The 25,120-nt window shown below is 32.4% G+C and carries 26 protein-coding genes and 2 tRNA genes; 19 read left to right on the plus strand and 9 right to left on the minus strand.

Going from position 1 to position 25,120, the window contains the following annotated elements:
• Positions 1-7: 7 nt before the first annotated feature.
• The 4 genes from rpsT to proS all read right to left on the minus strand — a co-directional run bounded on the left by rpsT (position 8) and on the right by proS (position 2,104).
• The gene (rpsT, locus tag N534_RS0103825) at positions 8-259 is read right to left on the minus strand and encodes a 30S ribosomal protein S20 (protein WP_028891217.1); all 252 of its coding nucleotides are present in this window, start codon (positions 257-259) and stop codon (positions 8-10) included.
• 35 nt (positions 260-294) lie between these two features.
• Positions 295-366: transfer RNA gene (locus N534_RS0103830), tRNA-Glu, on the minus strand.
• 111 nt (positions 367-477) lie between these two features.
• Positions 478-549: transfer RNA gene (locus tag N534_RS0103835), tRNA-Glu, on the minus strand.
• A 76-nt stretch (positions 550-625) separates the two neighbouring features.
• On the minus strand, positions 626-2,104 hold the full coding sequence (gene proS / locus N534_RS0103840) for a proline--tRNA ligase (protein WP_028891218.1): 1,479 nt from the start codon (positions 2,102-2,104) through the stop codon (positions 626-628).
• Positions 2,105-2,251: 147 nt separating this feature from the next.
• Here proS and N534_RS15275 point away from each other — a divergent pair, with 147 nt between their 5' ends.
• The 5 genes from N534_RS15275 to N534_RS0103870 all read left to right on the plus strand — a co-directional run bounded on the left by N534_RS15275 (position 2,252) and on the right by N534_RS0103870 (position 7,350).
• Positions 2,252-3,538, plus strand: coding sequence for a hypothetical protein (locus tag N534_RS15275; protein ID WP_156025545.1), 1,287 nt, complete (start codon positions 2,252-2,254; stop codon positions 3,536-3,538).
• A 15-nt stretch (positions 3,539-3,553) separates the two neighbouring features.
• Positions 3,554-4,906, plus strand: a complete 1,353-nt coding sequence (locus N534_RS0103855) for an OmpP1/FadL family transporter (protein WP_028891221.1) — start codon at positions 3,554-3,556, stop codon at positions 4,904-4,906.
• 99 nt (positions 4,907-5,005) lie between these two features.
• Positions 5,006-5,899 carry a NifU family protein gene (locus N534_RS0103860; RefSeq protein WP_028891222.1) on the plus strand — a complete coding sequence of 298 codons (894 nt, stop codon included), beginning with the start codon at positions 5,006-5,008 and terminating at the stop codon, positions 5,897-5,899.
• A 25-nt stretch (positions 5,900-5,924) separates the two neighbouring features.
• Positions 5,925-6,653, plus strand: coding sequence for a bifunctional demethylmenaquinone methyltransferase/2-methoxy-6-polyprenyl-1,4-benzoquinol methylase UbiE (gene ubiE / locus N534_RS0103865; protein ID WP_028891223.1), 729 nt, complete (start codon positions 5,925-5,927; stop codon positions 6,651-6,653).
• A gap of 1 nt (position 6,654) precedes the next feature.
• Positions 6,655-7,350: a porin family protein gene (locus N534_RS0103870; protein ID WP_028891224.1), complete on the plus strand. Its 696-nt coding sequence runs from the start codon at positions 6,655-6,657 to the stop codon at positions 7,348-7,350.
• Between the two features lie 279 nt (positions 7,351-7,629).
• Here N534_RS0103870 and N534_RS0103875 read toward each other — a convergent pair whose 3' ends face one another.
• From N534_RS0103875 to N534_RS0103885, 3 genes are read right to left on the minus strand one after another with little or no spacing between them, the layout of a single operon-like run.
• Complete coding sequence (locus N534_RS0103875) at positions 7,630-8,448, minus strand: hypothetical protein (RefSeq protein WP_051435839.1); 819 nt, start codon at positions 8,446-8,448, stop codon at positions 7,630-7,632.
• Positions 8,449-8,473: 25 nt separating this feature from the next.
• Positions 8,474-8,668 (minus strand): hypothetical protein, encoded by a 195-nt coding sequence (locus tag N534_RS14400; protein WP_038005480.1) that lies wholly within the window; start codon positions 8,666-8,668, stop codon positions 8,474-8,476.
• Between the two features lie 5 nt (positions 8,669-8,673).
• On the minus strand, positions 8,674-9,243 hold the full coding sequence (locus N534_RS0103885) for an RNA polymerase sigma factor (RefSeq protein ID WP_028891226.1): 570 nt from the start codon (positions 9,241-9,243) through the stop codon (positions 8,674-8,676).
• Positions 9,244-9,456: 213 nt separating this feature from the next.
• On the opposite strand from N534_RS0103885, the gene N534_RS0103890 reads away from it, so the two are divergent.
• Together N534_RS0103890 and rpe are read left to right on the plus strand one after the other, a co-directional pair.
• Positions 9,457-10,320: an RNA polymerase sigma factor RpoD/SigA gene (locus tag N534_RS0103890; RefSeq protein ID WP_028891227.1), complete on the plus strand. Its 864-nt coding sequence runs from the start codon at positions 9,457-9,459 to the stop codon at positions 10,318-10,320.
• Between the two features lie 150 nt (positions 10,321-10,470).
• Positions 10,471-11,127 carry a ribulose-phosphate 3-epimerase gene (gene rpe / locus N534_RS0103895; RefSeq protein ID WP_028891228.1) on the plus strand — a complete coding sequence of 219 codons (657 nt, stop codon included), beginning with the start codon at positions 10,471-10,473 and terminating at the stop codon, positions 11,125-11,127.
• A gap of 89 nt (positions 11,128-11,216) precedes the next feature.
• Here rpe and N534_RS15280 read toward each other — a convergent pair whose 3' ends face one another.
• Positions 11,217-11,393 (minus strand): hypothetical protein, encoded by a 177-nt coding sequence (locus tag N534_RS15280; RefSeq protein WP_156025546.1) that lies wholly within the window; start codon positions 11,391-11,393, stop codon positions 11,217-11,219.
• A gap of 102 nt (positions 11,394-11,495) precedes the next feature.
• Positions 11,496-11,915, minus strand: coding sequence for a CBS domain-containing protein (locus N534_RS0103905; RefSeq protein WP_028891229.1), 420 nt, complete (start codon positions 11,913-11,915; stop codon positions 11,496-11,498).
• A gap of 144 nt (positions 11,916-12,059) precedes the next feature.
• Here N534_RS0103905 and N534_RS0103910 point away from each other — a divergent pair, with 144 nt between their 5' ends.
• The 12 genes from N534_RS0103910 (at position 12,060) to N534_RS0103960 (ending at position 25,119) form a co-directional block, all read left to right on the plus strand.
• A complete protein-coding gene (locus tag N534_RS0103910) occupies positions 12,060-12,692 on the plus strand; it encodes a Crp/Fnr family transcriptional regulator (protein ID WP_028891230.1) in 633 nt (210 codons plus the stop codon).
• Between the two features lie 65 nt (positions 12,693-12,757).
• Positions 12,758-13,741, plus strand: coding sequence for a DUF3365 domain-containing protein (locus tag N534_RS0103915; RefSeq protein ID WP_028891231.1), 984 nt, complete (start codon positions 12,758-12,760; stop codon positions 13,739-13,741).
• Between the two features lie 4 nt (positions 13,742-13,745).
• Complete coding sequence (gene trxA, locus N534_RS0103920) at positions 13,746-14,045, plus strand: thioredoxin (protein ID WP_028891232.1); 300 nt, start codon at positions 13,746-13,748, stop codon at positions 14,043-14,045.
• 75 nt (positions 14,046-14,120) lie between these two features.
• On the plus strand, positions 14,121-15,449 hold the full coding sequence (locus N534_RS0103925; protein WP_028891233.1) for a cytochrome ubiquinol oxidase subunit I: 1,329 nt from the start codon (positions 14,121-14,123) through the stop codon (positions 15,447-15,449).
• 3 nt (positions 15,450-15,452) lie between these two features.
• Entirely contained in the window at positions 15,453-16,529 is a 1,077-nt protein-coding gene (gene cydB / locus N534_RS0103930; RefSeq protein WP_028891234.1) for a cytochrome d ubiquinol oxidase subunit II, read from the plus strand.
• A 103-nt stretch (positions 16,530-16,632) separates the two neighbouring features.
• Positions 16,633-18,090, plus strand: coding sequence for an NAD(P)/FAD-dependent oxidoreductase (locus tag N534_RS0103935; protein ID WP_028891235.1), 1,458 nt, complete (start codon positions 16,633-16,635; stop codon positions 18,088-18,090).
• 34 nt (positions 18,091-18,124) lie between these two features.
• Positions 18,125-18,253 (plus strand): hypothetical protein, encoded by a 129-nt coding sequence (locus tag N534_RS15545; protein ID WP_255326690.1) that lies wholly within the window; start codon positions 18,125-18,127, stop codon positions 18,251-18,253.
• Positions 18,254-18,462: 209 nt separating this feature from the next.
• Positions 18,463-18,990: a DUF2202 domain-containing protein gene (locus N534_RS0103940; protein ID WP_156025547.1), complete on the plus strand. Its 528-nt coding sequence runs from the start codon at positions 18,463-18,465 to the stop codon at positions 18,988-18,990.
• A 120-nt stretch (positions 18,991-19,110) separates the two neighbouring features.
• The gene (locus N534_RS0103945) at positions 19,111-20,424 is read left to right on the plus strand and encodes a TolC family protein (protein ID WP_028891237.1); all 1,314 of its coding nucleotides are present in this window, start codon (positions 19,111-19,113) and stop codon (positions 20,422-20,424) included.
• 20 nt (positions 20,425-20,444) lie between these two features.
• Complete coding sequence (locus N534_RS0103950; RefSeq protein ID WP_028891238.1) at positions 20,445-21,518, plus strand: efflux RND transporter periplasmic adaptor subunit; 1,074 nt, start codon at positions 20,445-20,447, stop codon at positions 21,516-21,518.
• Positions 21,519-21,605: 87 nt separating this feature from the next.
• Positions 21,606-24,812, plus strand: a complete 3,207-nt coding sequence (locus N534_RS0103955) for an efflux RND transporter permease subunit (RefSeq protein ID WP_028891239.1) — start codon at positions 21,606-21,608, stop codon at positions 24,810-24,812.
• A gap of 1 nt (position 24,813) precedes the next feature.
• Positions 24,814-25,119 carry a hypothetical protein gene (locus N534_RS0103960; RefSeq protein WP_028891240.1) on the plus strand — a complete coding sequence of 102 codons (306 nt, stop codon included), beginning with the start codon at positions 24,814-24,816 and terminating at the stop codon, positions 25,117-25,119.
• Position 25,120: the final 1 nt, after the last annotated feature.

Below are 25,120 nucleotides of genomic sequence, written 5' to 3' on the forward strand. Positions count from 1 at the left end.
AAAACTCTTATAAAGCTGCAACGTGCTTAGCCAACTTTGACTTTAAGTTTGCTGCTTTATTCTTATGAATAATGTTGTTCTTTGCTAACTTATCTAACATAGATACAACAGTCGAAAACATTCCTTCTGCTTCCTTCTTATCTTCTGTAGCTCTTAATTTTCTAACAGCATTACGTGTAGTTTTATGCTGATATTTATTTCTTAAGCGCTTTGCTTCGTTACTTCTGATTCTCTTTAATGCTGACTTATGATTTGCCATTGTACTAAATTCGTTAATTGTTTATAAAAAACTTGTAGTCCGTACGGGAATCGAACCCGTGTTACCAGGATGAAAACCTGGCGTCCTAACCCCTAGACGAACGGACCAAAACAATCGTTCTGATTGCGGGTGCAAATATACAACTCTTTTTGTTATTTGCAATAATTTTTATCTTTTTATTAGTTTTATTTTTTCTTCTAAAACTAACTTAGAACTTGTAGTCCGTACGGGAATCGAACCCGTGTTACCAGGATGAAAACCTGGCGTCCTAACCCCTAGACGAACGGACCAAAACAATCTATTTTGCGATTGCGGGTGCAAATATAGAAACTGTTTTTTATTGCACAAAGTTTTTTTTATTTTTTTTTAATAGGCTTTGGCAAAAAGCACTCTTTTACCAGATGGTTTACCTGTAAACACACATATTCCCTCCTCTTCTTTTGCGTCGTTAGGAATACATCTTATGGTTGCTTTTGTTAATTCTTTAATCTTATCTTCTGTTTCAATAGTACCATCCCAGTGTGCAGAAACAAATCCTCCTTTATTCTCTATTACATCTTTAAACTCATCAAACGTATTTACTTCCGTAATATGGTCGTTTCTGTAGTTTAATGCTCTTGTATATAAATTCTCTTGAATCTCTTCTAATAAATTAGCTACAACGTCAACTACCTCTTCTCTAGAAACAGTTTGTTTTTCAAAAGTATCACGACGAGCAACCTCAACAGTTCCGTTTTCCAAATCACGTGCTCCCATAGCAATTCGCACAGGAACACCTTTTAATTCGTATTCTGCAAACTTAGCTCCTGGTCTAAAAGTGTCTCTATCATCAAACTTTACCGAAATTCCTTTAGCTCGTAATTCTTTTACAATTACATCAACTTTTTCTGAGATTGCATTTAACTGCTCCTCTCCTTTATAAATAGGTACAATTACTACTTGAATTGGCGCTAACCTTGGAGGTAATACCAAACCTGCATCATCAGAATGTGTCATGATTAACCCTCCGATTAAACGAGTTGACACCCCCCATGATGTTGCCCATACATATTCTTGCTTTCCTTCTTTAGAAGTATATTTTACATCAAATGCCTTAGCAAAATTCTGACCTAAGAAATGAGAAGTTCCTGCTTGTAATGCTTTTCCATCTTGCATCAATGCTTCAATAGTTAAAGTATCGTCTGCTCCTGCGAAACGCTCACTTTCACTTTTTGCTCCTTTTACTACTGGCATAGCCATAAAATCTTCTGCAAAAGTTGCATACACTTCTTGCATTTGTTTTGCTTCTGCTATTGCTTCAGCTTTTGTAGCATGTGCAGTATGACCTTCTTGCCATAAAAATTCTGCAGTACGTAAAAATAAACGTGTACGCATTTCCCAACGTACTACATTTGCCCATTGATTAATTAATAATGGTAAATCTCTATGTGATTGAATCCATCCTTTATATGTATTCCAAATAATTGCTTCGGAAGTTGGACGAACAACTAACTCTTCTTCTAATTTTGCCTCTGGATCCACACGAAGTTTCCCCTCATTTTCAGGATCATTTTGTAAACGATAATGCGTAACTACCGCACACTCTTTCGCAAAACCTTCGGCATTTTTTTCTTCAGCTTCAAACAAACTTTTGGGAACAAAAAGAGGAAAATATGCATTTTGATGTCCTGTTTCTTTAAACATTCTATCTAACTCTTTTTGCATGTTCTCCCAAATTGCAAATCCGTAGGGTTTAATAACCATACAACCTCTAACCGCTGAATTTTCAGCTAAATCAGCTTTGACAATCAATTCGTTATACCATTTCGAGTAATCTTCGGCTCTTTTTGTTAAATGTTTGCTCATAATCAAAAGTTTGGCATAAATATTGTTATTTTTTATGCGTAAATTGTGTCTGCAAAACTACATTAAATAAGGTAACAAGCCCAACAAAGAAATTAATTTTTGCTGCTCAATAAAAAAATAATTTGCATTAACTAAAAACATAAGGTCATGAAGTTCCAATACGCCAATACCAAACTTCCTCTTTATATTCTATCTATTATTACGGTAGCTACATTCGTTTCTTGTGGGTCTGCACAAACGGTTACTAGTAACGACGACGGAATTTATGCGGACGACATTGAACAACCACAACGTAGAGTAATTATTGCTGATGATAGGCAATATGATGAATATGAAGAAAATTACTTTACCAAAGAAGTAGAACGCTTAGGTACTTTAAACGGAACAGATATTTTTACAGATATAGAAAACTACAAATCTGAAAATGCTGATTATTATGATGACGAAGATATTATTTATGAAGATGAGCCTGAAACAAGAATTACTTATAATGACAATGAGCCTTGGGGATATAGTAACAGTAGTGACGTAGTTATAAACATTAATACATATCCTAGATGGAGCTATTATAACGACTGGTATTGGGACTCTTATTATGGCTATGGATACAATTATTACAGACCTTGGTGGTATTACAGCCCTTGGTGGGGATCTCGTTATTATAACTACTGGGGGCACAGCAATTGGCACCCTTACCACTGGAACTCTCCTTACCATAGATACAATTATTACAGACCTTATTATTATAATAGATACTATAATAACAATTACTACAGAACACGTAGAGGAGCTAACTACTACAGAAGCAATAGAACCGCTACAACTTCTAGAAGAGGCTATACAACTGGACGCAGAGGGACTACTGTATCAAGACGCTCATCTGATGTTTATAGAAGAAGCAGTGACAGAACCTATCGAAGCTCTAGAAACACGCGCTCTACAAGAAATACAAGAGGATACAATACAAGAACCAATAGATCTAACGACAGAAATATAAACCGTTCTACAAGAACAAGAAGTTACAATTCAAGCGGAAGTCGTTCTAACGGAAGCTACAGAAGTGTACCACGTACTACTAGAAGTAGAAGCTCTAGAGGACATGCTGCAAGAAGTCATAACGACAACTCATACAACAACAGAAGTACAACAAGATCTACCAGAAACTCTAGAAGTTATAACACCAACAATACTAGATCCGTAAAAAAATCTACACCAACAAGAAGTTCTCGTAGCTACACTAGATCTAATAACCGAAGTAAAAAAGAGTATGCTTCTCGTAGCAGCAATACTAGAAATAACAGAAGCTATTCAAGATCGTCTAACAGATCTTCATCTTCTCGAAGTTATTCTGCTCCTTCAAGAAACTCTCGAAGTAACTCTTCAGGAAATAATTCAAGCTCAAGAAGTAGTAATTCAAGAAGTCCAAGGAGATAATTTAAACATGAACACATGAAAAGAATTTTAACTTTTGCGATGATAATTGCGAGTACTTATACAGCCTTTTCTCAATCATTAGGATATAATGATTTAGGAATTTTATTCTCAAAAGACGATAATTACGGAACAGCTCGTTTTGAAGCAATGAGTGGTGCTTTTGGAGCATTGGGAGGAGATATTTCTTCCTTTGGAATTAACCCAGCAGGTAGTGCCGTTGCTATTAAAAGTACCTTTGGTGTTACTTTAGGTAATAGAAACACTGAGTACATCTCTAATTACTATAGAAATTCTACTAGCACAGAAGATGATTTTTTCAACATAACTCAAGCAGGAGGTATTTTATCTTTTGATTCTGCCTTTAGCTCTGATTGGAATCGTTTTGCATTGACTTTTAATTACCGAATCAAAAAAGATTTTAGCGGGTTCCATGCTGCAGAAGGTAATAGTCAATATTTAATTTATAATGAACACGTTGCTGATCCAAAAACTATAAAAACTCAATTCGACAGAAGTCTCGATCAATATAACTCTAGTTATATTGATGGTAAATCGAGTGTATTTAGTTTAGGTTTCTCTTCTGTACACCAAAACAAATTATATGTTGGTGCTTCTTTAAACTTTCATGATTTAGAATTTTACAGAGAACACCTTTTTAATGAAGTAAATGACGACATAGATGGCAACATTTTAGATGTAGAAAATTATACTGAAAGCTACATACAAGGAACTGGTTTTTCTATAGGACTAGGATTTATATATAAACTTAACCAAAATATTAGATTTGGTTTAGCCTATGAAACACCTACTTGGTATCAGGAGGTTTTAGAAGACTATTATGATGAGCTTTTAATGAAAAGAGTTGAAAATTTAGGCATCCCTGAAGATTTTGATGTTATTGGTCCTGAATCATATTTATACAAATTTAAATCCCCTAGTAGATTTACTGCCAGTGGAGCTTATGTAATAGGGAAACAAGGGTTGATAAGTGTAGACTACACCTATAAAGATTTTAAAAACATAAAATATAGTGGAGGAAACTTCACTAATACAAACACTAATTTTTCTAACGATTATAGAAACACACATGCACTAAATATTGGTACAGAGTGGCGCTTTGATAATTTAAGTGTTCGTGGCGGATATCATTATGAAAAAGACCCTAATTTACTTTTAGGCAGCAACACTAACAATGATAATGTACAAGGATTTTCTGCTGGATTAGGATATAATTTTGGCAACATGAAAATTGATTTAAGTTATAGCAAATCAAACAACAATGAATATTATACAATTTATCAAAATAGTGATTTAAACATAGAAAACAATACTTCAAGAATTTCAGGAACTGTAACATTTAGTTTATAATTCTTAACAATACTATATAAAAATCCTGCTTCCATGCAGGATTTTTTATATATCCATATCTCAGTTTTTTACCTTAATTTTGCTCCTTATTTACAACTTATGAGTTCTATCAAAATAAACATACAAGAAACCAATAACGAAACCATCTTAAAATTTGTTAGCAATAAAATTTTAGTCAACGGTGGTAGTTATGAATACAATAATATTGACGAAGCTAAAAACTCACCTTTAGCTCAACAACTTTTTTATCTTCCATTTGTAAAAAAAGTATTAGTTACTGCTAATTTTATAGCAATTCAACGATACGACATTGTACAATGGAATGATGTTGAAGAGGAAGTTAGAGAACAAATTGAAGCTTATATTCAAAGTGGAAATTCGGTAGTAAAAGAAGAGACTACCAAAAAAGATGCTATTGAAGTATATGCTGAAGTTACTCCGAACCCAGCAGTTATGAAATTTGGCACCAACAAAGCTTTAACACAAACCGATGTTGAGTTTACAAATATTGAAGAAGCCAGTAAATCTTCTCCTTTAGCTCAATCCTTATTCAATTTTCCTTTTGTAAAAGAAATTTTCATTTCTGAAAACTATATTTCTATTACAAAATACGATATGATTGAATGGAATGAAGTATACCAAGAGGTTCGTACATTTATCCGCAATTTTCTTCAAGAAGGTAAAGCAATTATTACTGAATTACCAAAACAACAAACAAAACAAAACGTTGAAATTCCTAAAGAAAGTTTAACTGATGTTGAAGCTAAAATTGTTGATATTCTTGATGAATATATCAAACCTGCTGTTGCTTCTGATGGAGGAAATATTGCTTTTCAATCATACGATTCAGAAAGCAAACGAGTAAGCGTAATTTTACAAGGAGCATGTAGCGGATGCCCGTCTTCAACAGTTACACTGAAAAATGGTATTGAAACCATGCTAAAAGAAATGTTACCAAACCAAATCAACGAAGTAGTCGCTATTAACGGATAATTTCACCGTAAACTATACAAAACACATGTCTGAAAACATCAAACCATATAAAGATTCTGAATTAGGAAAAAAAGAACAAGTTGCTAAAATGTTTGACAATATTTCTGAAGATTATGACGGGTTAAACCGTGTTATTTCTTTTGGAATAGATGTTAGTTGGCGTAAGAAAGTAGTAAAACTAGTAGGAGAAAATAATCCGAAGCAAATTTTAGATATTGCAACTGGTACTGGTGATTTGGCCTTGATGATGTCGCAATTAAACCCTGAAAGAATTGTTGGTTTAGACATTTCTGAAGGTATGCTACAAGTAGGAAGACAAAAAGTTGCCAAAGCCAACTTATCCAACAAAATAGAAATGGTTGTTGGCGATAGTGAAAACATTCCTTTTCCTGACAGCACTTTTGATGCTATTACAGTTTCTTTTGGAGTTAGAAACTTTGAAAATTTAGATAAAGGTTTAACTGAGATATTTCGTGTATTAAAACCTGGAGGTAAATTTGTTGTACTAGAAACTTCAAATCCAACTAAATTTCCTTTTAAACAAGGGTATAAATTGTACACAAATTTTATTTTACCTATTATTGGTAAACTCTTTTCAAAAGACAAAGTTGCTTACTCATATTTATCTGAAACAGCAAATTCTTTTCCTTTTGGAGAGGCTTTCAACAATATTTTGCAAAAAAATGGGTTTAAGAATGCAAGGAATACACCTGTTACATTTGGTGTAGCATCAATTTATACCGCTTTAAAATAGTATGTTAAAAAGGCTTTTACTTTTCGGAATTTTCGCAGCTTCAATCTCTGCTCAAGCTCAAAGAGAAAAAATATTAAAATTACCTAGTTTTGACAAACCTCTTTTTCATTATGGTTTTTATTTAGGAGCTAATAATAATAGTTACAAAATAGGTTACAAACCAAGTAGTATTAGCAATCCCGAAATTGAAGTAGAATCGTCTATAGGTTTTAATGTTGGTTTAATTGCTGATTTAAGACTTCACAATAACATAAATCTTCGTTTTGAACCTGGTTTAATGTCTAACACCAAAACATTACGTTTTAATCATATACCAGGTCCAGAAAACATAAACACACGTGAAGTTGGTGCTACATACTTACATTTACCTTTATTATTAAAGTTTAGCACAAACAGACTTAACAACATGAGGCCTTATGTGATAGGTGGAGTTTCGTACGATCATAATTTTTCGAGTAACGAACGCAACAATGATGATAATTATGCTGGTGAATTTAGAACAACAACTAATAATTTTATGTATGAAGTTGGTATAGGTGTAGATTTTTACCTAAGTTACTTTAAATTCTCTCCTTCTATTAGAGGGGTTTTTGCCATAAATAACGAGGTTAAATATGATAATAAAGCTTCTCAATGGACAGATCCTATTAACTACTTAGGAACAAGAGGGGTATTTTTACATCTAGCTTTTGAGTAAGATTATATTTTATTCTATATATAGAAAAGGCTATCAGAATTCTGATAGCCTTTTTCTTTACATTAGATATAGAAATCCCCCGAAATCTATTTACTCTATTAGTTTAGACACATTTTATATCTATAAGTCACATTTTTAAAATAAAAAAAGGTCACTTTCGTGACCTCTTTTCATAAAGATTTCTCTTTATTATTAGATAGAAGTCCCCCGAAATCTATCGTACTGTAAAAACATTGTTTTTATACAACTTCAAAGATATAAAAAAATGTTAATTTTTTGCTAATTTTTTATAACTATTTTATTATCTACCACATCTCTAATTGGTAAAATAACCTTACCTTCTACAGTAGCAATAGTTACACAAATATTATCAATAGCAACAACAACCCCTTCTATATCATTAATAATAACCTTAGCTCCTATCTCTATGTTTTTTCTAGAATAATAACCATAAAGTAATCTAGAAACTGCTTCTCTTGCTCCAAAACCAAAGGCTAAAGTAAAAGCTAAAAGTACTGATCCTATTAATAATGTTACATTACTTTTTATTACTGAAGTATCAACTCCTGCTTGGTCTAGTGCTGTGATAGACAAGAACACAACTATCAAATAAAAAGCAATATTTCCTACTAAGTTTCCTCCTGAAACCTCAAAAGATTTAAACATTGATTGGATTGCTTTTTTAACCATAGTTCCTAAATAAGCCCCCGCAACAAAAATTCCTAACGCAGTTAATAATTTAGGTAAGTAAGCAAAGAAACTTTTTATTCCTTCCGAAACAACTTCTAAGCCAAACATTTCTGCTCCTACCATTACAAAAACAAAAATTAAAAACCACTTTAATACAGCCAAAATCACATTCGTTAATACAATATTTATTGTACTATCACCAAAAATTTCTGTCTTTCGTAATTTTTTTGACCATTCATCTATTTTTGTCTTCGCTAATGCTTTTCTAACTACATATAAAAATACCTTTATTACTAGCCATGAAAGGATTATAAAAAAAATAAACATTGCTACCATTGGCAACGTGTTTATAATTTCTTGAAAAATATCTTTAAAAGGCTGTAAAACATCTATTTCTAAAAAATTCATAACTGCTATACTATATTTGGTTCAATTAATTATTATCGTCTTTTTTATCTTGGGCTTTTCCTCCTCCCATTAAATCTATAATCGTGTTGGGGTATTTTACAACAAATAAATCAGCCATATCAATGGATAGTTTTATCATTGCGACATCATTAAGCACTCTACTTTTAAGTACTTCGGGCAACTCTTCGTTATGTAATATTTTTTTGAATGGGTTATCCATAATTATTACAATTCATTATACGCTTTAATTACTTTCTCCTTAGCTCTTTTTAAGCGCATTTTTACAGCACTTTCCCCTAATTCTAACCCCTCTGAAATATCCTTTATACTCATTTCGTCTTGATATTTCATTAATAATATCATTTTCTCAGAAGGAGAAATCATTTCGAGTGCTTTAGCCAGTTTATCTGACTTTAACTCGAATAATGTAGTATCATCTATATCGTTAACACTATTTTCCTCTTTTATCTCATCTGTTACTACAGTTACTTTTTCTTTTCTTTTCTCTTTATTTCTTTGTACGTAATTCACACAAAAATTGTAGGTAAAAGAATACAACCATGTAGAAAACTTCGACTTTCCTTTAAAAGTTCTCAATTTTACAAATAAACGAATAAACACATCATGCGTTAAATCTTGTGCTTCCTCTTTACTTGATGAAAATCCATAACATTTGTTATACACCACACCAGCATAACGGTCGTATAAAGCAGCAAACAAATGAGTATCATTTTTTTCTACTATTTTACGAACCAATTCTTCGTCGCTTAATTTTGTTACATCAATACTCTCCAAGGGGCAGTATAGTTAGTTTTCCTTTAGTTATAATGGTTGTAAGACACAGAATTTTAAACGGGGGTCACTAACTTTTTCTTTTAATTTACAAAATTAACAAAACATTAACAATTAAGTGAATTATCTCAAAAAAATATCTTTTTTTTGTAACAAAAGATTCTATGCTTACGTATAAGATAATGTAGAGTGAAATTAAAATACATTTGAAGTAGAATGAGACAGCTTAAAATTACAAAACAGGTTACCAACAGAGAAACCGCGTCTTTAGACAAATATTTGCAAGAAATAGGAAAAGTAGACTTAATTACTGCCGATGAAGAAGTAGAATTAGCGCAAAGAATTAAAGCTGGTGACCAAAGAGCTCTTGAAAAATTAACCAAAGCTAACTTACGTTTTGTGGTATCGGTTGCAAAACAATACCAAAATCAAGGATTAACACTTCCTGATTTAATTAACGAAGGAAATTTAGGGTTGATTAAAGCTGCGAAACGTTTTGATGAAACTCGTGGATTTAAGTTTATTTCTTATGCTGTATGGTGGATTCGTCAATCTATCTTACAAGCGTTAGCTGAACAATCTCGTATTGTACGCTTACCTTTAAACAAAATTGGTTCTATTAATAAAATTAATAAGATGTATGCTTTCTTAGAGCAAGAAAATGAGCGCCCTCCAAGTGCTGAAGAAATTGCCAAGAAATTAGACATGACTGTAAATGATGTTAAAGAGTCGATGAAAAATTCTGGTCGTCACGTATCGATGGATGCTCCATTAATCGAAGGTGAAGACTCTAACTTATATGATGTATTAAACTCTGGTGAATCGCCAAATCCAGATAAAACTTTATTACACGAATCATTACGTATCGAAATTAATCGTGCTTTAGAAACATTAACTCCACGTGAAGCTGATGTTGTAAAGTTATACTTTGGTTTAGGAGAGCACCAGCCAATGACTTTAGAAGAAATTGGTGAAACATTTGATTTAACTCGTGAACGTGTACGTCAAATTAAAGAAAAAGCCATCAGAAGATTAAAACATACATCTCGTAGTAAGATTTTAATGACTTACTTAGGTTAATAATATAAACAACAACAAATAGTTATCGTAACTATTCGTTTTTTGATTAATGAATGAAAGCTCTCAAATTTGAGAGCTTTCTTTTTGGTTTTAATGCTCTTAGTTTTAACTATATTTGCAATTAATAACAACACAACAACTTATATATTAATGGAAAAACTTGTAGCCCCATCAATTTTAGCGGCTGATTTTGGTAACCTACAACGTGATGTTGAAATGGTTAATGATAGTAAAGCAGATTGGTTTCATATTGACATTATGGATGGTGTTTTTGTACCAAATATTTCTTTCGGAATGCCTGTTTTAAAGTCAATTGCAAAACATGCTAATAAAACTATTGATGTACACTTAATGATTGTAGATCCTGATCGTTACATTCAAACTTTTGCTGATTTAGGCGCCGATATTTTAACCGTACATTATGAAGCTTGTACACATTTACATAGAACTGTACAGGCAATAAAAGCTGCTGGTATGAAAGCTGGGGTTGCCTTAAATCCGCATACACCTATCGCAGTTTTAGAAGACATAATAAAAGACTTAGATGTAGTTTGTATTATGAGTGTAAACCCTGGGTTTGGCGGACAATCATTCATTGAAAATACGTACAAGAAAATTCAACAATTAAAAAACTTAATTGAATTTAGCGAAGCATCTACCTTAATTGAAATTGATGGAGGTGTAACTGACCAAAATGCAAATAAGCTAATCGAAGTTGGTGCTGATGTATTGGTTGCTGGTAGTTTTGTTTTTAAAAGTGACGACCCTACAGATACAATTGAAAATTTAAAAAATATTATAAATTAAGAACAACATACTTTTAGTAATAAGTAGGATTAAATAATATTATTAAAAAAAGCCATATAAATATTTATATGGCTTTTTTTCACGAAAGCTTATTCTCCTCCGCAGATAACATCATTCATACAAACATAACCTCTAGGAAGAGGTTCACAGTTATGACATAAAACATAAATCCATCCCCCATTAACTGATTTTTGTTCTGACTTATTTAAAACTGAACCTAAGCTTGAAATATTTTTTAACATAATAAAGTGTTTTAAGTTTCTCAAAAATAAATTCTGTCAAATAATTCGCTTCAGAAAAAGCCATAATAAAAGTAAGGTATTTCCTTATTATTAACTTATTATCTGTGTTTATTTCCTATATAAAAACTAAAACTGTTCTAATAAATAATTAATCAAATCGGTCGTTGTTACTATACCTACTAATTCATTATTATTTACAACAGGTAACGCATGAAACTCTTTTTTTGCTAAAATCTCAGCTACCTCTTTAATCGTTGTATCTGAGTTTACAGTTACCAGATTTTTCGCCATTACTTGGTCTATTGTAAACATATTATACACTACTGTATCTACGTCGGTTTCATTTTCATCAACTGCATCTGCAAAACTTATTCGTAATAAATCTGTATAACTTAACATTCCTTTTATTTCGCTTCCACTTACTACTGGAATATGTCTAATATTCTCTTTCTTAAATATTTTTTCAGCAGTCATTAAATCATCAGTACTACTTAAAGTGATTACTTCTTTTGTCATTATTGCTGAAACTGGAGTTCTTTTTTTCATCTTTACTATAGTTTTGTGTTATTATCTATTTCAAATTTCAGCATTATATTTAAGTAAAAAACTGATTTAAATCATAGATTCACTCCTATTTTATTTATATCTAAAGTGTAAATATTTACTTATTTTTACAAAAAACATTTTATCTTGACTGAAGACTTAAAGAAATACTACGGCTACTTATTTGAAGATGCATTATTAAAAGAAATAGCTGATGTCGCCATAGCAAAAGATGTAAAAGCAAACGATGTTATTATTGATATAGGAAGCTACATTACCTCTATACCTCTGTTATTAAGTGGTGCCATTAAAATTTTACGTGAAGATAAAGAAGGGGACGACCTTGTTTTATACTATATTGAAAAAGGTGACACTTGCGCCATGACTCTTTCTTGCTGTATGGGGGAAACTAAAAGCAAAATAAAAGCGGTTGCTGAAACTGATGTGAAACTTTTAATGATACCTAAACAAAAAATGAGTGAATGGCTTAGTAAATATAGAAGCTGGCAAGAGTTTATCTTACATAGTTATCATAGCAGATTACAAGAGTTCATTGATGCTATTGATACCATTGCTTTTTTAAACATGGATCAACGTTTATTAAAATATTTAAAAGACAAAGCATTGGTAAATCATAACGATACTATAAATGTAACACACCAACAAATTGCTAATGATTTACATACCTCTCGAGTTGTTGTATCTAGACTTTTAAAAGCTTTAGAAAAACAACATAAAATAGAGTTATATCGTAACCAAATTAAAGTGTTAGAATTATAAGCCTGTAACTTAAGTTACATATTTTACAGGAGAATCGTTCTATCTTTATAGTAAATTTTAGAACGATGAAAAAATTAATAGCTTTACTTACTATTTTATCTATTGTTAGCTGTAATCAAGCTAAAAAAAGTGATTACTCTAAGAAAAACTCCAAAAATATTGTAACAGAAGAAGCTAGTATTCCTCCTGGAAAAAAACTGCTTGAAACAAAATGTTTTGTTTGTCATAATGCCGCTACACCACATGACGAAAGGGTTGCTCCACCAATGATCGCCATTAAAGCGCATTATATTAACGAGAACACCTCAGAAGAAGAGTTTACTAAAAGTTTCATAAATTTTGTAGCAAACCCTACAAAAGAAAGCGCTAAAATGAGAGGCGCTATCAAACGATTTGGACTAATGCCTTATCAAAAATTTGATGAAGAAGACCTTAAAAAAATAGCTAATTACTTGTACAACTATCAAATTGAAGAGCCTAGTTGGTTTAAAGAGCATTGGGAGTCTAAGCAAGGTAAAAGCTATATTAATTCAGGTAGAAAGATAAGCGATATCCAACCTAGCAAAACTCCTGAAGAAACTGGATTAGAGTACGCCATGGAAACTAAAAAAACATTAGGTAAAAACTTAATGAGTGCAATTCAAAAAAAAGGAACTTTACACGCTTTACAATTTTGTAATGAAAAAGCTTACAAGCTAACCGATAGTATGGCTACAAATTTTAATGCTTCCATTAAAAGAGTTTCAGACAAACCAAGAAACCTCAACAATACTGCAAACACTGAAGAGTTAAATATTATTGAAGGATACAAAAGAATTGTACATAATAACGAAACTATCAATCCTATTACGAAACAAATAGGGAACAAAACCCAATTCTATTACCCTATTATAACGAATAACATGTGCTTACAATGCCATGGAACCCCTTACACACAAATAAAACCTGAAACTTTAAAAGAATTAGCTCTCCTATACCCTACCGATAAAGCTCAAGGTTATGATGTAAATCAGGTACGAGGAATTTGGAGCATAACATTTAAAAATTAAAATTATGGGAAAATTTTCTGAAATAATTAAAGGAGACAAACCTGTTTTGGTTGATTTCTTTGCTGAATGGTGTGGTCCATGTAAAATGATGGCTCCTATATTAAAAGAAGTAAAAGAAGATTTAGGAGAAAATGTTATTATTTTAAAAATAGACATTGATAAAAATCAACAAATAGCCAATACCTACCAAATTAGGGGTGTTCCTACCTTTATGCTTTTTAAAGAAGGCAAACTATTATGGAGACAATCAGGAATGTTATATAAGAACGATTTGATTAGTATTATTAATAACCATGTGAAATAATATCATTATTTTTATTCCTCCTTATTGCTACTAAAAAAACGTTCTTATTTAATAACCTCATAAACAATCTTCGGTATGGAAGACATGCTCTTTTATGATAGAATGCAGTTTGCTTTCACTATTACTTTTCACTACTTATTTCCACAATTAACAATGGGACTATCGTTAATGATAGTTTTCTTTAAATGGAAATTTTTAAGAACTAAACTTGAAAAATACAACGATGCTGCTAAGTTTTGGATGAAAATATTTGCTTTAAACTTTGCCATGGGAGTAGTTACTGGGATTCCTATGGAATTTCAATTCGGAACTAACTGGGCTAAGTTCTCCGAGCTTACTGGGGGTATTATAGGTCAAACATTAGCTATGGAAGGAATGTTTTCTTTCTTCCTAGAATCTTCCTTTTTAGGATTATTTTTATTTGGTGAAAAAAAGCTAGGACATAAACTTCATTTTTTAACTGGGTTCCTTGTCTTTTTAGGCTCTTGGGCAAGTGGCTTTTTAATCATTGCTACACATTCTTGGATGCAAAATCCTGTAGGTTATGAAATACTAGCCAACGGTAAGTTTGTACTAAATAACTTTTCAGCCTTATTCTCAAACCCATGGTTATGGCCTTCTTATTTGCACAATCAAGCAGCCTCCTTGGTTACCAGTTCTTTTGTAGTTGCTGGTATTGGAGCTCTTTACCTTTTAAACAAGAAGCATTTAGAATTTGGTAAATTATTTTTAAAAACTGGAGTTGTTTTCGGAGTTGTAGCATCTATTTTAGTTGCTTTTCCTACAGGCGATTTAGCCGCTAAAAATGTAGTAAAATATCAACCTATAACCTTTGCCGCTATGGAAGGAATATTTGAAACAGAAAAAGGAGGTTCTGAAATAGTTCTAATTGGACAACCAAATATGCTGGAGAAAAAATTAGACAATAAAATTGCTGTTCCTAATATCTTAAGCTTTTTAACCTATCAAGAATGGAATGCAGAAATTAAAGGACTAAATGAATTTGATGAAAAAAACTACCCAACAAACATACCTGGTTTATATTATGCATATCATATAATGGTGGGGTTGGGAACTATTTTTATTGCTTTGATGTTAGCTAGCATTGTTCAATTATTTAGAAAAAAGTTATATGATACAAAGTGGATTTTATGGTCTTTACTCTTCATAATTCCATTTCCTTATATTGCTAATACCACCGGTTGGTATACTGCTGAACTAGGTCGTCAACCTTGGTTAGTTTATAATTTGCTACGAACATCTGCTGGAGCATCTCCTACAGTATCATCAGGAAACACTTTATTTACTCTTTTAGGATTTATCGGATTATATCTACTATTAGGAATGTTATTTTTAATTTTAGTCGGAAAAATCATTAACAAAGGACCTCAAACAACACGTTAAGTTATGGAACTATTTTGGTATGTAGTATTAGTTACAATGTTAGCCATTTATGTTATTTTAGATGGTTATGATTTTGGCGCAGGAATTATTCATTTATTCTTTGCTAAAAAAGAAGAGGACAAAAAAAAGGTTGTAAAAGCAATAGGGCCATTTTGGGATGCAAACGAAGTATGGTTGATTGCTGCTGGTGGTGTTTTATTTTTTGCTTTCCCTACTTTATACGCTTCATCATTTAGTGGTTTTTACCTCCCTTTAATGATGGTTTTATGGTTACTAATTTTTAGAGCTATTGGTTTAGAACTTAGAGGACAAATACACAATAGAATATGGGAAAGTATTTGGGATAAAGCTTTTGGAATTGCCAGCTTACTTCTTGCTTTATTTTTTGGAGTTGCATTAGGAAATGTTGTGCGTGGTGTTAATCTAGGAAATGTGGTAGATGGTGTTTCTACTCATGAGGCACATTATTTTTTCCTCCCTTTATGGAATTCAGAATTTTCTCCTCATTCTGAAACACTTGGTGTTATTGACTGGTTTACTTTACTTCTAGGAATTATTGCGGTAGTATCACTAACAATTCATGGTGCCAATTGGGTTATTTTCAAAACCAATGCTAGTATTAATAACCAATTAAAAAAAGTTGTTTTTACTCTTTCTTTTGTTTTATTAGGTTTAGTAATTATTTCATTATTCGCTTGGCATATTATAGAACCTAAACCATTTCATAATTTTATAGAACATCCTTTCCTTTGGATTTTCCCTCTACTAACTTTTGTAGGGTTATTTGGTTTATTCAACATAAAAAAACACACAAAGCACATCACAGGGTTTGTATATTCTTCGTTGTTTTTATTAGGAGGTTTGGCAACTACAATTGCATCAATCTTCCCAAAAGTTTTACCCTCTACTAATAGCATAAATCCAGATTTAACAATTTACAATGTAGCTGCTGATAAATACGGTTTATCTGTTGGTGTAAATTGGTTTTTTATAGCTGCCATACTAGTAGTTGTTTATTTTGTTATTCAGTATAAAGTTTTTAAAGGAAAAATGGATGATGTAGACTATGGTGAGCATTAACAATGCATACAATCAATTTTTAGTTATGTAACAAAAGTAACTGTACGTAAACATTATAATGAATAACTTGTTCTCATTATCATTATATTAACAATAACTGAAAATGTCAAAAATAGTTATTCTCGGAGCAGGTATCTCAGGTCATGTTGCTGCCGCTCACTTACGTAGAAAGCTTCCCAAAAAACACGAAGTTTTAGTAGTATCACCTAACAGTAATTACCAATGGATTCCATCAAATATTTGGGTAGGAATTGGCAAAATGAAACCTAAAGATATTCTTTTTCCGTTGGCTCCATTATATAAGAAAAAAAACATCGGCTTTAAACAAGCTAAAGCTGTTTCTTTTCATCCAGAAGGAGATTCAGTAGAAAAAAAACCTTATGTGTTAATTGAATATGTTTCAGGTGAAAAGAAAGGAACGAAAGAGAAAATAACCTATGATTTTTTAATCAATGCGACAGGTCCGAAGCTTAATTTTGAAGCAACAGAAGGGTTAATTCCAGGAAAAAACAAAACATATTCAGTATGCACTTATGGTCATGCAGAACATGCATGGAAAGGTCTGGAAGCACTTATTAAAAAAATGAAACAGGGTATAAAAACAAAAATTCTTATAGGTACAGGTCATGCCAAATCAACTTGCCAAGGAGCTGCATTTGAATATATTTTAAATGTAGAAAAAGAACTAAGAGACCATGGCGTACGAGACAACGCTGAAATTACGTGGATTTCAAATGAATATGAGCTAGGAGATTTTGGAATGGATGGAATATTATTAAGGTATAAAAATATTAATATGAAATCTAGCGAAATGGTCGAAATGATTTTTGAAGACCGCAGTATAAAACATATAACTAAAGCCGGAGTTTATAAAATAGAAGATGGTATAGCCCATTACGAAACATTAGAAGGAGATCATAAGAAAGAAACATTTGATTTTGCCATGCTTATCCCAGCCTTTTCTGGTCACGGATTTAACGCTTTCGACAAAAAAAACGAGAATATAACACATAAACTATTCAAAGGTTTTATGATTGTTGATGCCAATTATACGAGTAAACCTTATGAAGAATGGAGCGTTCAAGATTGGCCAGAAACTTATCAAAACCCCAATTATACCAATATTTTTGCTCCTGGAATTGCGTTTGCTCCACCACATACAATTTCCAAACCCAGAACAAGTAAAAACGGTACCCCTATATTTCCAGCACCCCCTCGTACAGGAATGCCTTCTGGGATAACGGCGAAGTTAGTAGCCAATAATATAATTAATCATCTTCTAAAAGGAACACCATTAACTAAAGATAAAGGTTCTATGGGAAATATGGGAGCTGCTTGCATTGCTTCTGCTGGGTATGGAGCTTTTAGTGGTAGTGGAGTAAGTATAACAACATTTCCTATTGTTCCTGATTTTAAGAAATATCCAAACACTCACGGAAGAAAAATGAACAATACCTTTGGTGAAATTGGTTTAGCAGGACATTGGTTAAAATTAGCCTTACACTATGCCTTTATTTATAAAGCAAAAATGAAACCTTTTTGGTGGTTAATTCCAGAATAAACAACCTTAAAAACTTATTTAAAACATATTACCAATGGAGAGAATACCCCAAAAAGCGAAAAGAAGAATGCAAAATCCTATAATTCAGTTTTTTAGATTTATTTACTTGAGCTTAAAAATAATGATTGTTGTTGCTGGAGGACACGGCGGAACGAGATCTTAAGATTTCGTTCAAAAAAGTATCCTTCATTATAAAACCATCTAACAAATAGCTAAAGTATTGTTACAATAGCTCATGTGAATACACTTTTATTATAATATTAGTTATTGATTGCTCTGTTTTATGTCTCTAAATTTACTATTATGTAACTAAAGTTGCAGACTACAACCTATACTATATTTAAATTAGTATATAATTTAAAAGCTGTTATTATGAAAACTTTAAACACAATAGGCTTGCTATTCTTATTACTTTTTTCAAGTATTAGTAGCTCTTGCCAGAATACAAACAATACCGATCTTACTCTTTCTCAACAAGAAAAAAACGAAATGCTTTTTATGTTAGAGGAAGAAAAATTAGCTTTTGATGTTTATAACTTCCTTAATGAAAAATGGAACCTACGTGTTTTTGGAAACATCAGTCAAAGCGAAGAGCGACATATGAACGCCATGAAAGGTTTATTACAATACAATAATATTGCCTTTACCTTAAATAAAGAAAGAGGTGTTTTTAAAAATTCTGAACTTCAAAAGTTATATGATGAGTTAATAAGTAAAGGACAAAAATCTAAACTAGATGCACTTGAAGTAGGTAAGTTAATTGAAGAAAAAGATATTGAAGATCTACAGTTAGCTATTAAGAACACCAATGATGAATACAGTATAAATGTATATACCAATTTATTAAACGCTTCATACAATCACTTAAACGCATTTAACAGAAACATTTCCAAGTATTAGTTGATTTTTAATTGTTAGTTAATAACGTCTAGACTTTTGTTTAGGCGTTTTTTCATTGTAACATTAGTTACTGACTACTGTGTTTTATGCCACTAAATTTGCTGTAACAAAACAGAAAAAATGAAAACATCATATATTAGTTTATTTACGGTGGCACTTTTTATATCTGCTACTACCCTAGCTCAAACTAAAATTTCCATTTCAAAAGGTGAAGTTTTAAAAAGAGTTCAGGAAAATAACACCTCTTTAAAAATATCTGAACAAAACTATCAGCAAGCACGTGCCGATTATAAGCAAACCAATGCTGTATTCTTACCAAATATTACTGCCTCTCATACAGGAATTGTAACAACCAACCCATTAATGGCATTTGGTAGTAAATTGAATCAGGAAATTTTAACACAGGCAGATTTCAATCCTGATTTATTGAATAACCCAAAACGAACACAAAACTTCGCTACTAAAATTGAAGTACAACAACCTTTAGTGAATTTAGACGGTATTTACCAACGTAAGGCTGCTAAAACTAAAATGGAAGCAACCAACTTGCAAACACAACGTACTCAAGAATATTTATTACTTGAAGTAGAAAAAGCATACATGCAATTGCAATTAGCTCACAAGGGAGTTTCAGTATTAGAAAAAGCATTAAAAGCTGCAGAAGCAAACCAACAAATGGCAGAAAACAGCTTTAAGCAGGGATATTTACAACGTGCAGATGTACTAGCAGTTGAAGTTAGAGTTACTGAAGTAAAAAATCAGTTACAAACAGCAAAAAGCAATGTGCTAAATGCTTCTAACTATTTGTCTTTTTTAATGAATGAAACACAAAACAACATTTATGAACCTTCAGATAGTTTGCAAGTACACTTAACGAATCAACTAGCTGACGTTACTATTTCTGAAAACCGTTCAGATATTAAAGCAATGGAATTAGCTTCTGAGGCTTATCAAAAAATGCACAAAGCCGATAAGATGGATTTTCTTCCACGTTTAAATGCTTTTGGTAGTTACGAACTATACGATGATAAAATTTTCAATGTTGATGCAAGTGGTTACGTAATAGGAGCGCAATTAACTTGGGATATTTTCAAAGGCTCTAAACGCTACGGAAAAGCACAAAAAAGTAAAGCGCAGTATGAAAAGTCTAGATTAGAATACGAACAGTACAAATCTAAAAGTCAATTAGAATTAAATAATACTAAACGATTGTTAACTGATGCTGAGGAACAGTTAAAACTAACCGAATTGGCCTTACAACAATCAGAAGAGGCCTTACGAATCAGAAAAAATAGATTTAAAGAAGGGTTAGAAAAAACATCCGATTTATTAACCGCTGAAACGCAATACGCTCAAAAACAACTAGAATATTACCAAACCATATATCAATACAACTATACCAAAGCTTATTTAGATTTTTTAACTAAAGAATAATCAACAGTAAAAACGAACAAATGAAAACTATATATACAATAGCCCTTGCCGCATCACTTTTAGCATTAAGCTGTGGTAAAAAAGAAACAACAAACAATAACAACAAACCAACAGTAGCTGTAAAAGTTACTAAAGTAACCGCTAATGATAACAATCCGTTTATAACAGCAAGTGGAAAAGTGGAAGCTACCAACAGTGCTGAATTAAGTACTCGCATGATGGGTTATGTAACTAACATACACGTAAAAGTTGGTGATAAAGTAAATAAAGGTCAATTATTATTATCTATCAATAACAGCGATTTACAAGCTAAGAAAGCTCAAGTAGAGGCTAACATTATTAAAGCGAAAGCAGGATTTTCAAGTGCTGAAAAAGATTACAATCGCTTTAAAAACTTATTTGAACAAAATAGCGCTTCTCAAAAGGAGTTTGACGATATCACTGTTCATTACAATGTTGCCAAAGCTAATTTAGAAGCTGCAAAACAGATGAGAAATGAAATCAATTCTCAGTTTGCTTACACGAATATCAGAGCCCCTTTTTCAGGAGTAGTAACGAACAAATTTATTGATAAAGGTGCAATGGCGAATCCTGGAATGCCTTTAATTTCTGTAGAAGGAAAAGGCGGATTTGAAGTTACTGCGTTAGTACCAGAAAGTGATATTTCTCAAATTAAAAAGGATACTAAGGTTGATGTAACTATCAAATCAATCAACAAAACAGTTACAGGTAACGTATCAGAAGTAAGTACCTCAGCAAAAAACACAGGAGGACAATACTTAGTTAAAATTAACCTAGATAAAACCGATGTAAAATTGTTATCAGGAATGTTTGCTACTGCTCAGTTTCCTGTTGAAAAAACACAAAAAAGTACTGACATGGTTTTAATTCCGTCAGAAGCTTTAGTACACAAAGGACAACTATCAGGAATTTATACGGTAAGTCAAAGTAATACTGCTGTATTGCGTTGGTTACGCTTAGGAAGAACTTTTGGAGATCAAGTAGAAGTTTTATCAGGTTTATCTGCCAATGAAAGTTATATCGTTTCTTCTGAAGGTAAGCTATACAACGGAGCGAACATTACAATTAAATAAGTAAAAAATTGCGTTAGGGATAGAAGCAAGCTACCATGTAGCGCGAATAGCCCGACCACCTAGTGGTAACGCCCAAAATAATAAAACATGAAAGAAGGTTTAGCAGGAAAAATAGCCAAAGGGTTTATAGGCTCTAAACTTACCATATTATTAATGGTAGTGTTTATGGTAATTGGTGTGTACAGTTCTTTTTTAATTCCGAGAGAAGAAGAACCACAGATTGATGTGCCTATGGCTGACATTTTTGTAGGGTATCCAGGAGCGAGCCCTACAGAGGTAGAATCGAGAGTTATCAAACCCTTAGAAAAAATAATTTCGAACATCAAAGGAATAGAGTACGTATACTCTACTTCGATGAAAGAACAAGGAATGGTCATTGTTCAGTTTTATGTTGGAGAAGACATCGAACGCTCGTTCGTAAAACTATACAATGAGATTAACAAACATATGGATCAAATGCCGAAAGGTGTTACGATGCCTTTGGTAAAAACACGTGCAATTGATGATGTACCTATGCTAGGGTTGACATTATGGAGTGAAAACTATGATGACTATCAATTAAAACAAATGGCACAAGAACTTACCAACGAAATCGAAAAGGTAAACGATGTAGCAATTACTCAAAAAATTGGAGGTAGAAATCGTGAAGTACGTGTGGTCGTAGATAAAGATAAATTAGCCGCTAGTGGGCTAGACTTTTTATCGGTTACTGAAATGCTAAAAGCTAGCAATCAACAACTAAGTGCTGGAAGTTATGATAAAAATGATACCGAGTTTTTAGTAACTACAGGAAAGTTTTTACAATCTGCTGAAGATGTTAAAAACTTAGTCGTTGGTGTACAACAAAATCAACCAATTTATTTAAAACAAGTTGCGAACGTACTAGACGGTCCAGAAATTCCTAAAAACTATGTAAGTTTTGGGTACGGACAAGCGAGTAGTAATGCTTCGACATATCAATCAGAATATCCAGCGGTAACCATATCGGTAGCTAAACGAAAAGGTGCAGATGCAATGCAAATTGCCGATGTTATTTTAGCTAAGGTTGATCATTTACGTACCAACTTGATTCCTGATGATGTACATGTTGAAGTTACACGTAACTATGGTGAAACAGCCTCACAAAAAGTATCAGAATTATTATTACACTTAATCGGTGCTATTATCGCCGTAACTTTAGTCGTAATGTTGGCCATGGGATGGCGAGGTGGTTTAGTGGTATTCTTATCAGTTCCCATCACTTTTGCGCTTACCTTGTTAAGTTACTACATGTTAGATTATACCTTAAACAGAATTACCTTATTTGCTTTGGTATTTGTAACAGGTATTGTGGTAGATGATTCCATTATTATTGCCGAAAACATGCACAGGCATTTTAAAATGAAACGACTACCGTTTAAGCAAGCTGCCTTATATGCTATTAACGAAGTAGGTAACCCAACTATATTAGCAACCTTTACCGTAATTGCTTCAGTATTACCAATGGCATTTGTTTCTGGATTAATGGGACCTTATATGAGTCCGATGCCTATTGGAGCTTCTATCGCCATGATTTTGTCATTATTTGTTGCATTAACAATTACTCCATATTTAGGATATATTTTCTTACGCGAAAAAGACAAGCACGGTGCGGAGGAAAAGGTAGAAGAAGATGAAACCAAAGCAATGCAAAGTACTTTGATTTATAAGTTGTATGAACGATTCGAGCGTCCGCTTATTGAAAATAAAACTAAACGTTGGGCATTCTTAGGAATCACTATTGTTTTATTACTGGGTTCTATGTCGTTGTTCTTTACCAAATCGGTAGCCGTAAAAATGTTGCCTTTTGATAATAAAAACGAATTCCAAGTAGTAATTGATATGCCCGAAGGTACCACATTAGAGCGTACCGATGCTGTAACCAAAGAAATTGCACAGTACTTAGCTACACGACCAGAAGTAGTAAACTACCAAAGTTATGTAGGTACTTCTGCCCCAATTACCTTTAACGGATTGGTACGTCACTACGATTTACGTGGTGGTAGTAATATGGCAGATATTCAGGTAAACTTGGTTGACAAACACGACAGAACTATACAAAGTCACGATATCGCGAAATCAATGCGTTCTGACATCCAAAACATTGCTCAAAAGTTCAAAGCAAATGTAAAATTAGTAGAAGTTCCACCAGGACCACCTGTATTATCAACCATTGTTGCTGAAGTGTACGGGCCAGATTATGAAAAGCAAATTGAAATTGCCAACGAAGTTCAAAACATCTTACACAATACAAATGACGTTGTAGATATCGATTGGATGGTAGAAGACAATCAAACTGAATATGAATTTGTAATCGACAAGGAAAAAGCAATGTTGTATGGTGTGGCACCTCAGCAAATTGCCTACACTTTGAATATGGCATTATCTAACAGAGCGGTTTCAACTTTATATGATGAAGACGCTTCCAATCAAGTAGGAATTGTGTTTGCTTTGGATGAGAAAGAGAAGTCTTCTGTTCAAGATATTGCTCAGTTACAAATCAAATCGCAACACGGCAACATGGTTTCTATAAGTGATTTGGTTTCTATTGAAGAAAAGAACAGCGCAAAAAGTATTTACAGAAAGAATCAAAAACGTGTGGTATATGTGATGGCTGATATGGCTGGGGAATTGGAAAGTCCTGCTTATGCTATTTTAGGAATGGAAGAAAAATTAAAAGAGATTCCACTTCCAAAGGGATATGAATTGAACGAATTATATATTAAACAACCCGATTTTGAAGATGATTATACCGTAAAATGGGATGGTGAATGGCAAATTACCTTAGAGGTGTTTAGAGATTTAGGTATTGCCTTTTTAGGAGTAATCATTATTATTTATATGTTGATTGTAGGGTGGTTTCAAAACTTTAAAGCTCCAATTGTAATGATGGTTGCAATTCCATTATCAATGGTAGGAATTATTTTAGGACACTGGATGATGGGAGCTTATTTTACAGCTACTTCATTTATTGGAATGATTGCCCTAGCAGGAATTATGGTACGAAACTCCGTCTTACTTATTGACTTCGTTAATTTACGTTTAGCAGAAGGAATTCCGTTAAAACAAGCTGTTATTGAAGCAGGTGCAGTACGTACCACTCCTATTCTACTAACTGCAGGTACGGTGGTTATTGGGGCATTTGTTATCTTATTTGATCCTATTTTTCAAGGATTAGCTATCTCTTTAATGGGAGGAACTATTACTGCAACTGTACTAACCTTATTAGTAGTACCATTAGTATACTATTTAATTGAACGTAAAAACTATAAATAAGATGAAGTTATTAATAATAACCGTAGTTGATGGACTTCAAAATGAAGTAATGAAACTATTAAAAGAAGCAACTATAGATAATTTTAGTGCTTCTGATATTGAAGGTTTTCGAAATTCTTTTCCTGTAATTTCTGTAAATGATTGGTTTTCTGGAAATGAAAAAGCAACTGGTTCATATATGTATTTCTCATTTACTGAAACTGATAAAATAGATACACTGTTTAACTTAATTGAAACTTTTAATAAAAATTTAGAAACAAATAATCCAATACGAGCTGTTGTGGTTCCTATTGATAAATATATTTAAT

This window comes from Tenacibaculum sp. 47A_GOM-205m (assembly GCF_000518405.1).
In the GTDB taxonomy this organism is placed as follows: Bacteria; Bacteroidota; Bacteroidia; order Flavobacteriales; family Flavobacteriaceae; genus Polaribacter; species Polaribacter lutimaris.

Bases quoted from the DNA above. Each gene is read 5' to 3' on its own strand.
- cydB (WP_028891234.1), top strand. From the start codon at position 15,453: ATGGAACTATTTTGGTATGTAGTATTAGTTACAATGTTAGCCATTTAT.
- N534_RS14400 (WP_038005480.1), bottom strand. From the start codon at position 8,668: ATGGATAACCCATTCAAAAAAATATTACATAACGAAGAGTTGCCCGAA.
- N534_RS0103875 (WP_051435839.1), bottom strand. From the start codon at position 8,448: ATGAATTTTTTAGAAATAGATGTTTTACAGCCTTTTAAAGATATTTTT.
- trxA (WP_028891232.1), top strand. From the start codon at position 13,746: ATGGGAAAATTTTCTGAAATAATTAAAGGAGACAAACCTGTTTTGGTT.
- N534_RS0103855 (WP_028891221.1), top strand. From the start codon at position 3,554: ATGAAAAGAATTTTAACTTTTGCGATGATAATTGCGAGTACTTATACA.
- N534_RS0103915 (WP_028891231.1), top strand. From the start codon at position 12,758: ATGAAAAAATTAATAGCTTTACTTACTATTTTATCTATTGTTAGCTGT.
- N534_RS0103905 (WP_028891229.1), bottom strand. From the start codon at position 11,915: ATGAAAAAAAGAACTCCAGTTTCAGCAATAATGACAAAAGAAGTAATC.
- N534_RS0103890 (WP_028891227.1), top strand. From the start codon at position 9,457: ATGAGACAGCTTAAAATTACAAAACAGGTTACCAACAGAGAAACCGCG.
- rpe (WP_028891228.1), top strand. From the start codon at position 10,471: ATGGAAAAACTTGTAGCCCCATCAATTTTAGCGGCTGATTTTGGTAAC.
- N534_RS0103935 (WP_028891235.1), top strand. From the start codon at position 16,633: ATGTCAAAAATAGTTATTCTCGGAGCAGGTATCTCAGGTCATGTTGCT.
- N534_RS0103870 (WP_028891224.1), top strand. From the start codon at position 6,655: ATGTTAAAAAGGCTTTTACTTTTCGGAATTTTCGCAGCTTCAATCTCT.
- N534_RS0103945 (WP_028891237.1), top strand. From the start codon at position 19,111: ATGAAAACATCATATATTAGTTTATTTACGGTGGCACTTTTTATATCT.
- N534_RS0103940 (WP_156025547.1), top strand. From the start codon at position 18,463: ATGAAAACTTTAAACACAATAGGCTTGCTATTCTTATTACTTTTTTCA.
- N534_RS15545 (WP_255326690.1), top strand. From the start codon at position 18,125: ATGGAGAGAATACCCCAAAAAGCGAAAAGAAGAATGCAAAATCCTATA.
- N534_RS0103960 (WP_028891240.1), top strand. From the start codon at position 24,814: ATGAAGTTATTAATAATAACCGTAGTTGATGGACTTCAAAATGAAGTA.
- N534_RS0103950 (WP_028891238.1), top strand. From the start codon at position 20,445: ATGAAAACTATATATACAATAGCCCTTGCCGCATCACTTTTAGCATTA.
- N534_RS0103955 (WP_028891239.1), top strand. From the start codon at position 21,606: ATGAAAGAAGGTTTAGCAGGAAAAATAGCCAAAGGGTTTATAGGCTCT.
- N534_RS0103925 (WP_028891233.1), top strand. From the start codon at position 14,121: ATGGAAGACATGCTCTTTTATGATAGAATGCAGTTTGCTTTCACTATT.
- proS (WP_028891218.1), bottom strand. From the start codon at position 2,104: ATGAGCAAACATTTAACAAAAAGAGCCGAAGATTACTCGAAATGGTAT.
- rpsT (WP_028891217.1), bottom strand. From the start codon at position 259: ATGGCAAATCATAAGTCAGCATTAAAGAGAATCAGAAGTAACGAAGCA.
- ubiE (WP_028891223.1), top strand. From the start codon at position 5,925: ATGTCTGAAAACATCAAACCATATAAAGATTCTGAATTAGGAAAAAAA.
- N534_RS0103860 (WP_028891222.1), top strand. From the start codon at position 5,006: ATGAGTTCTATCAAAATAAACATACAAGAAACCAATAACGAAACCATC.
- N534_RS15275 (WP_156025545.1), top strand. From the start codon at position 2,252: ATGAAGTTCCAATACGCCAATACCAAACTTCCTCTTTATATTCTATCT.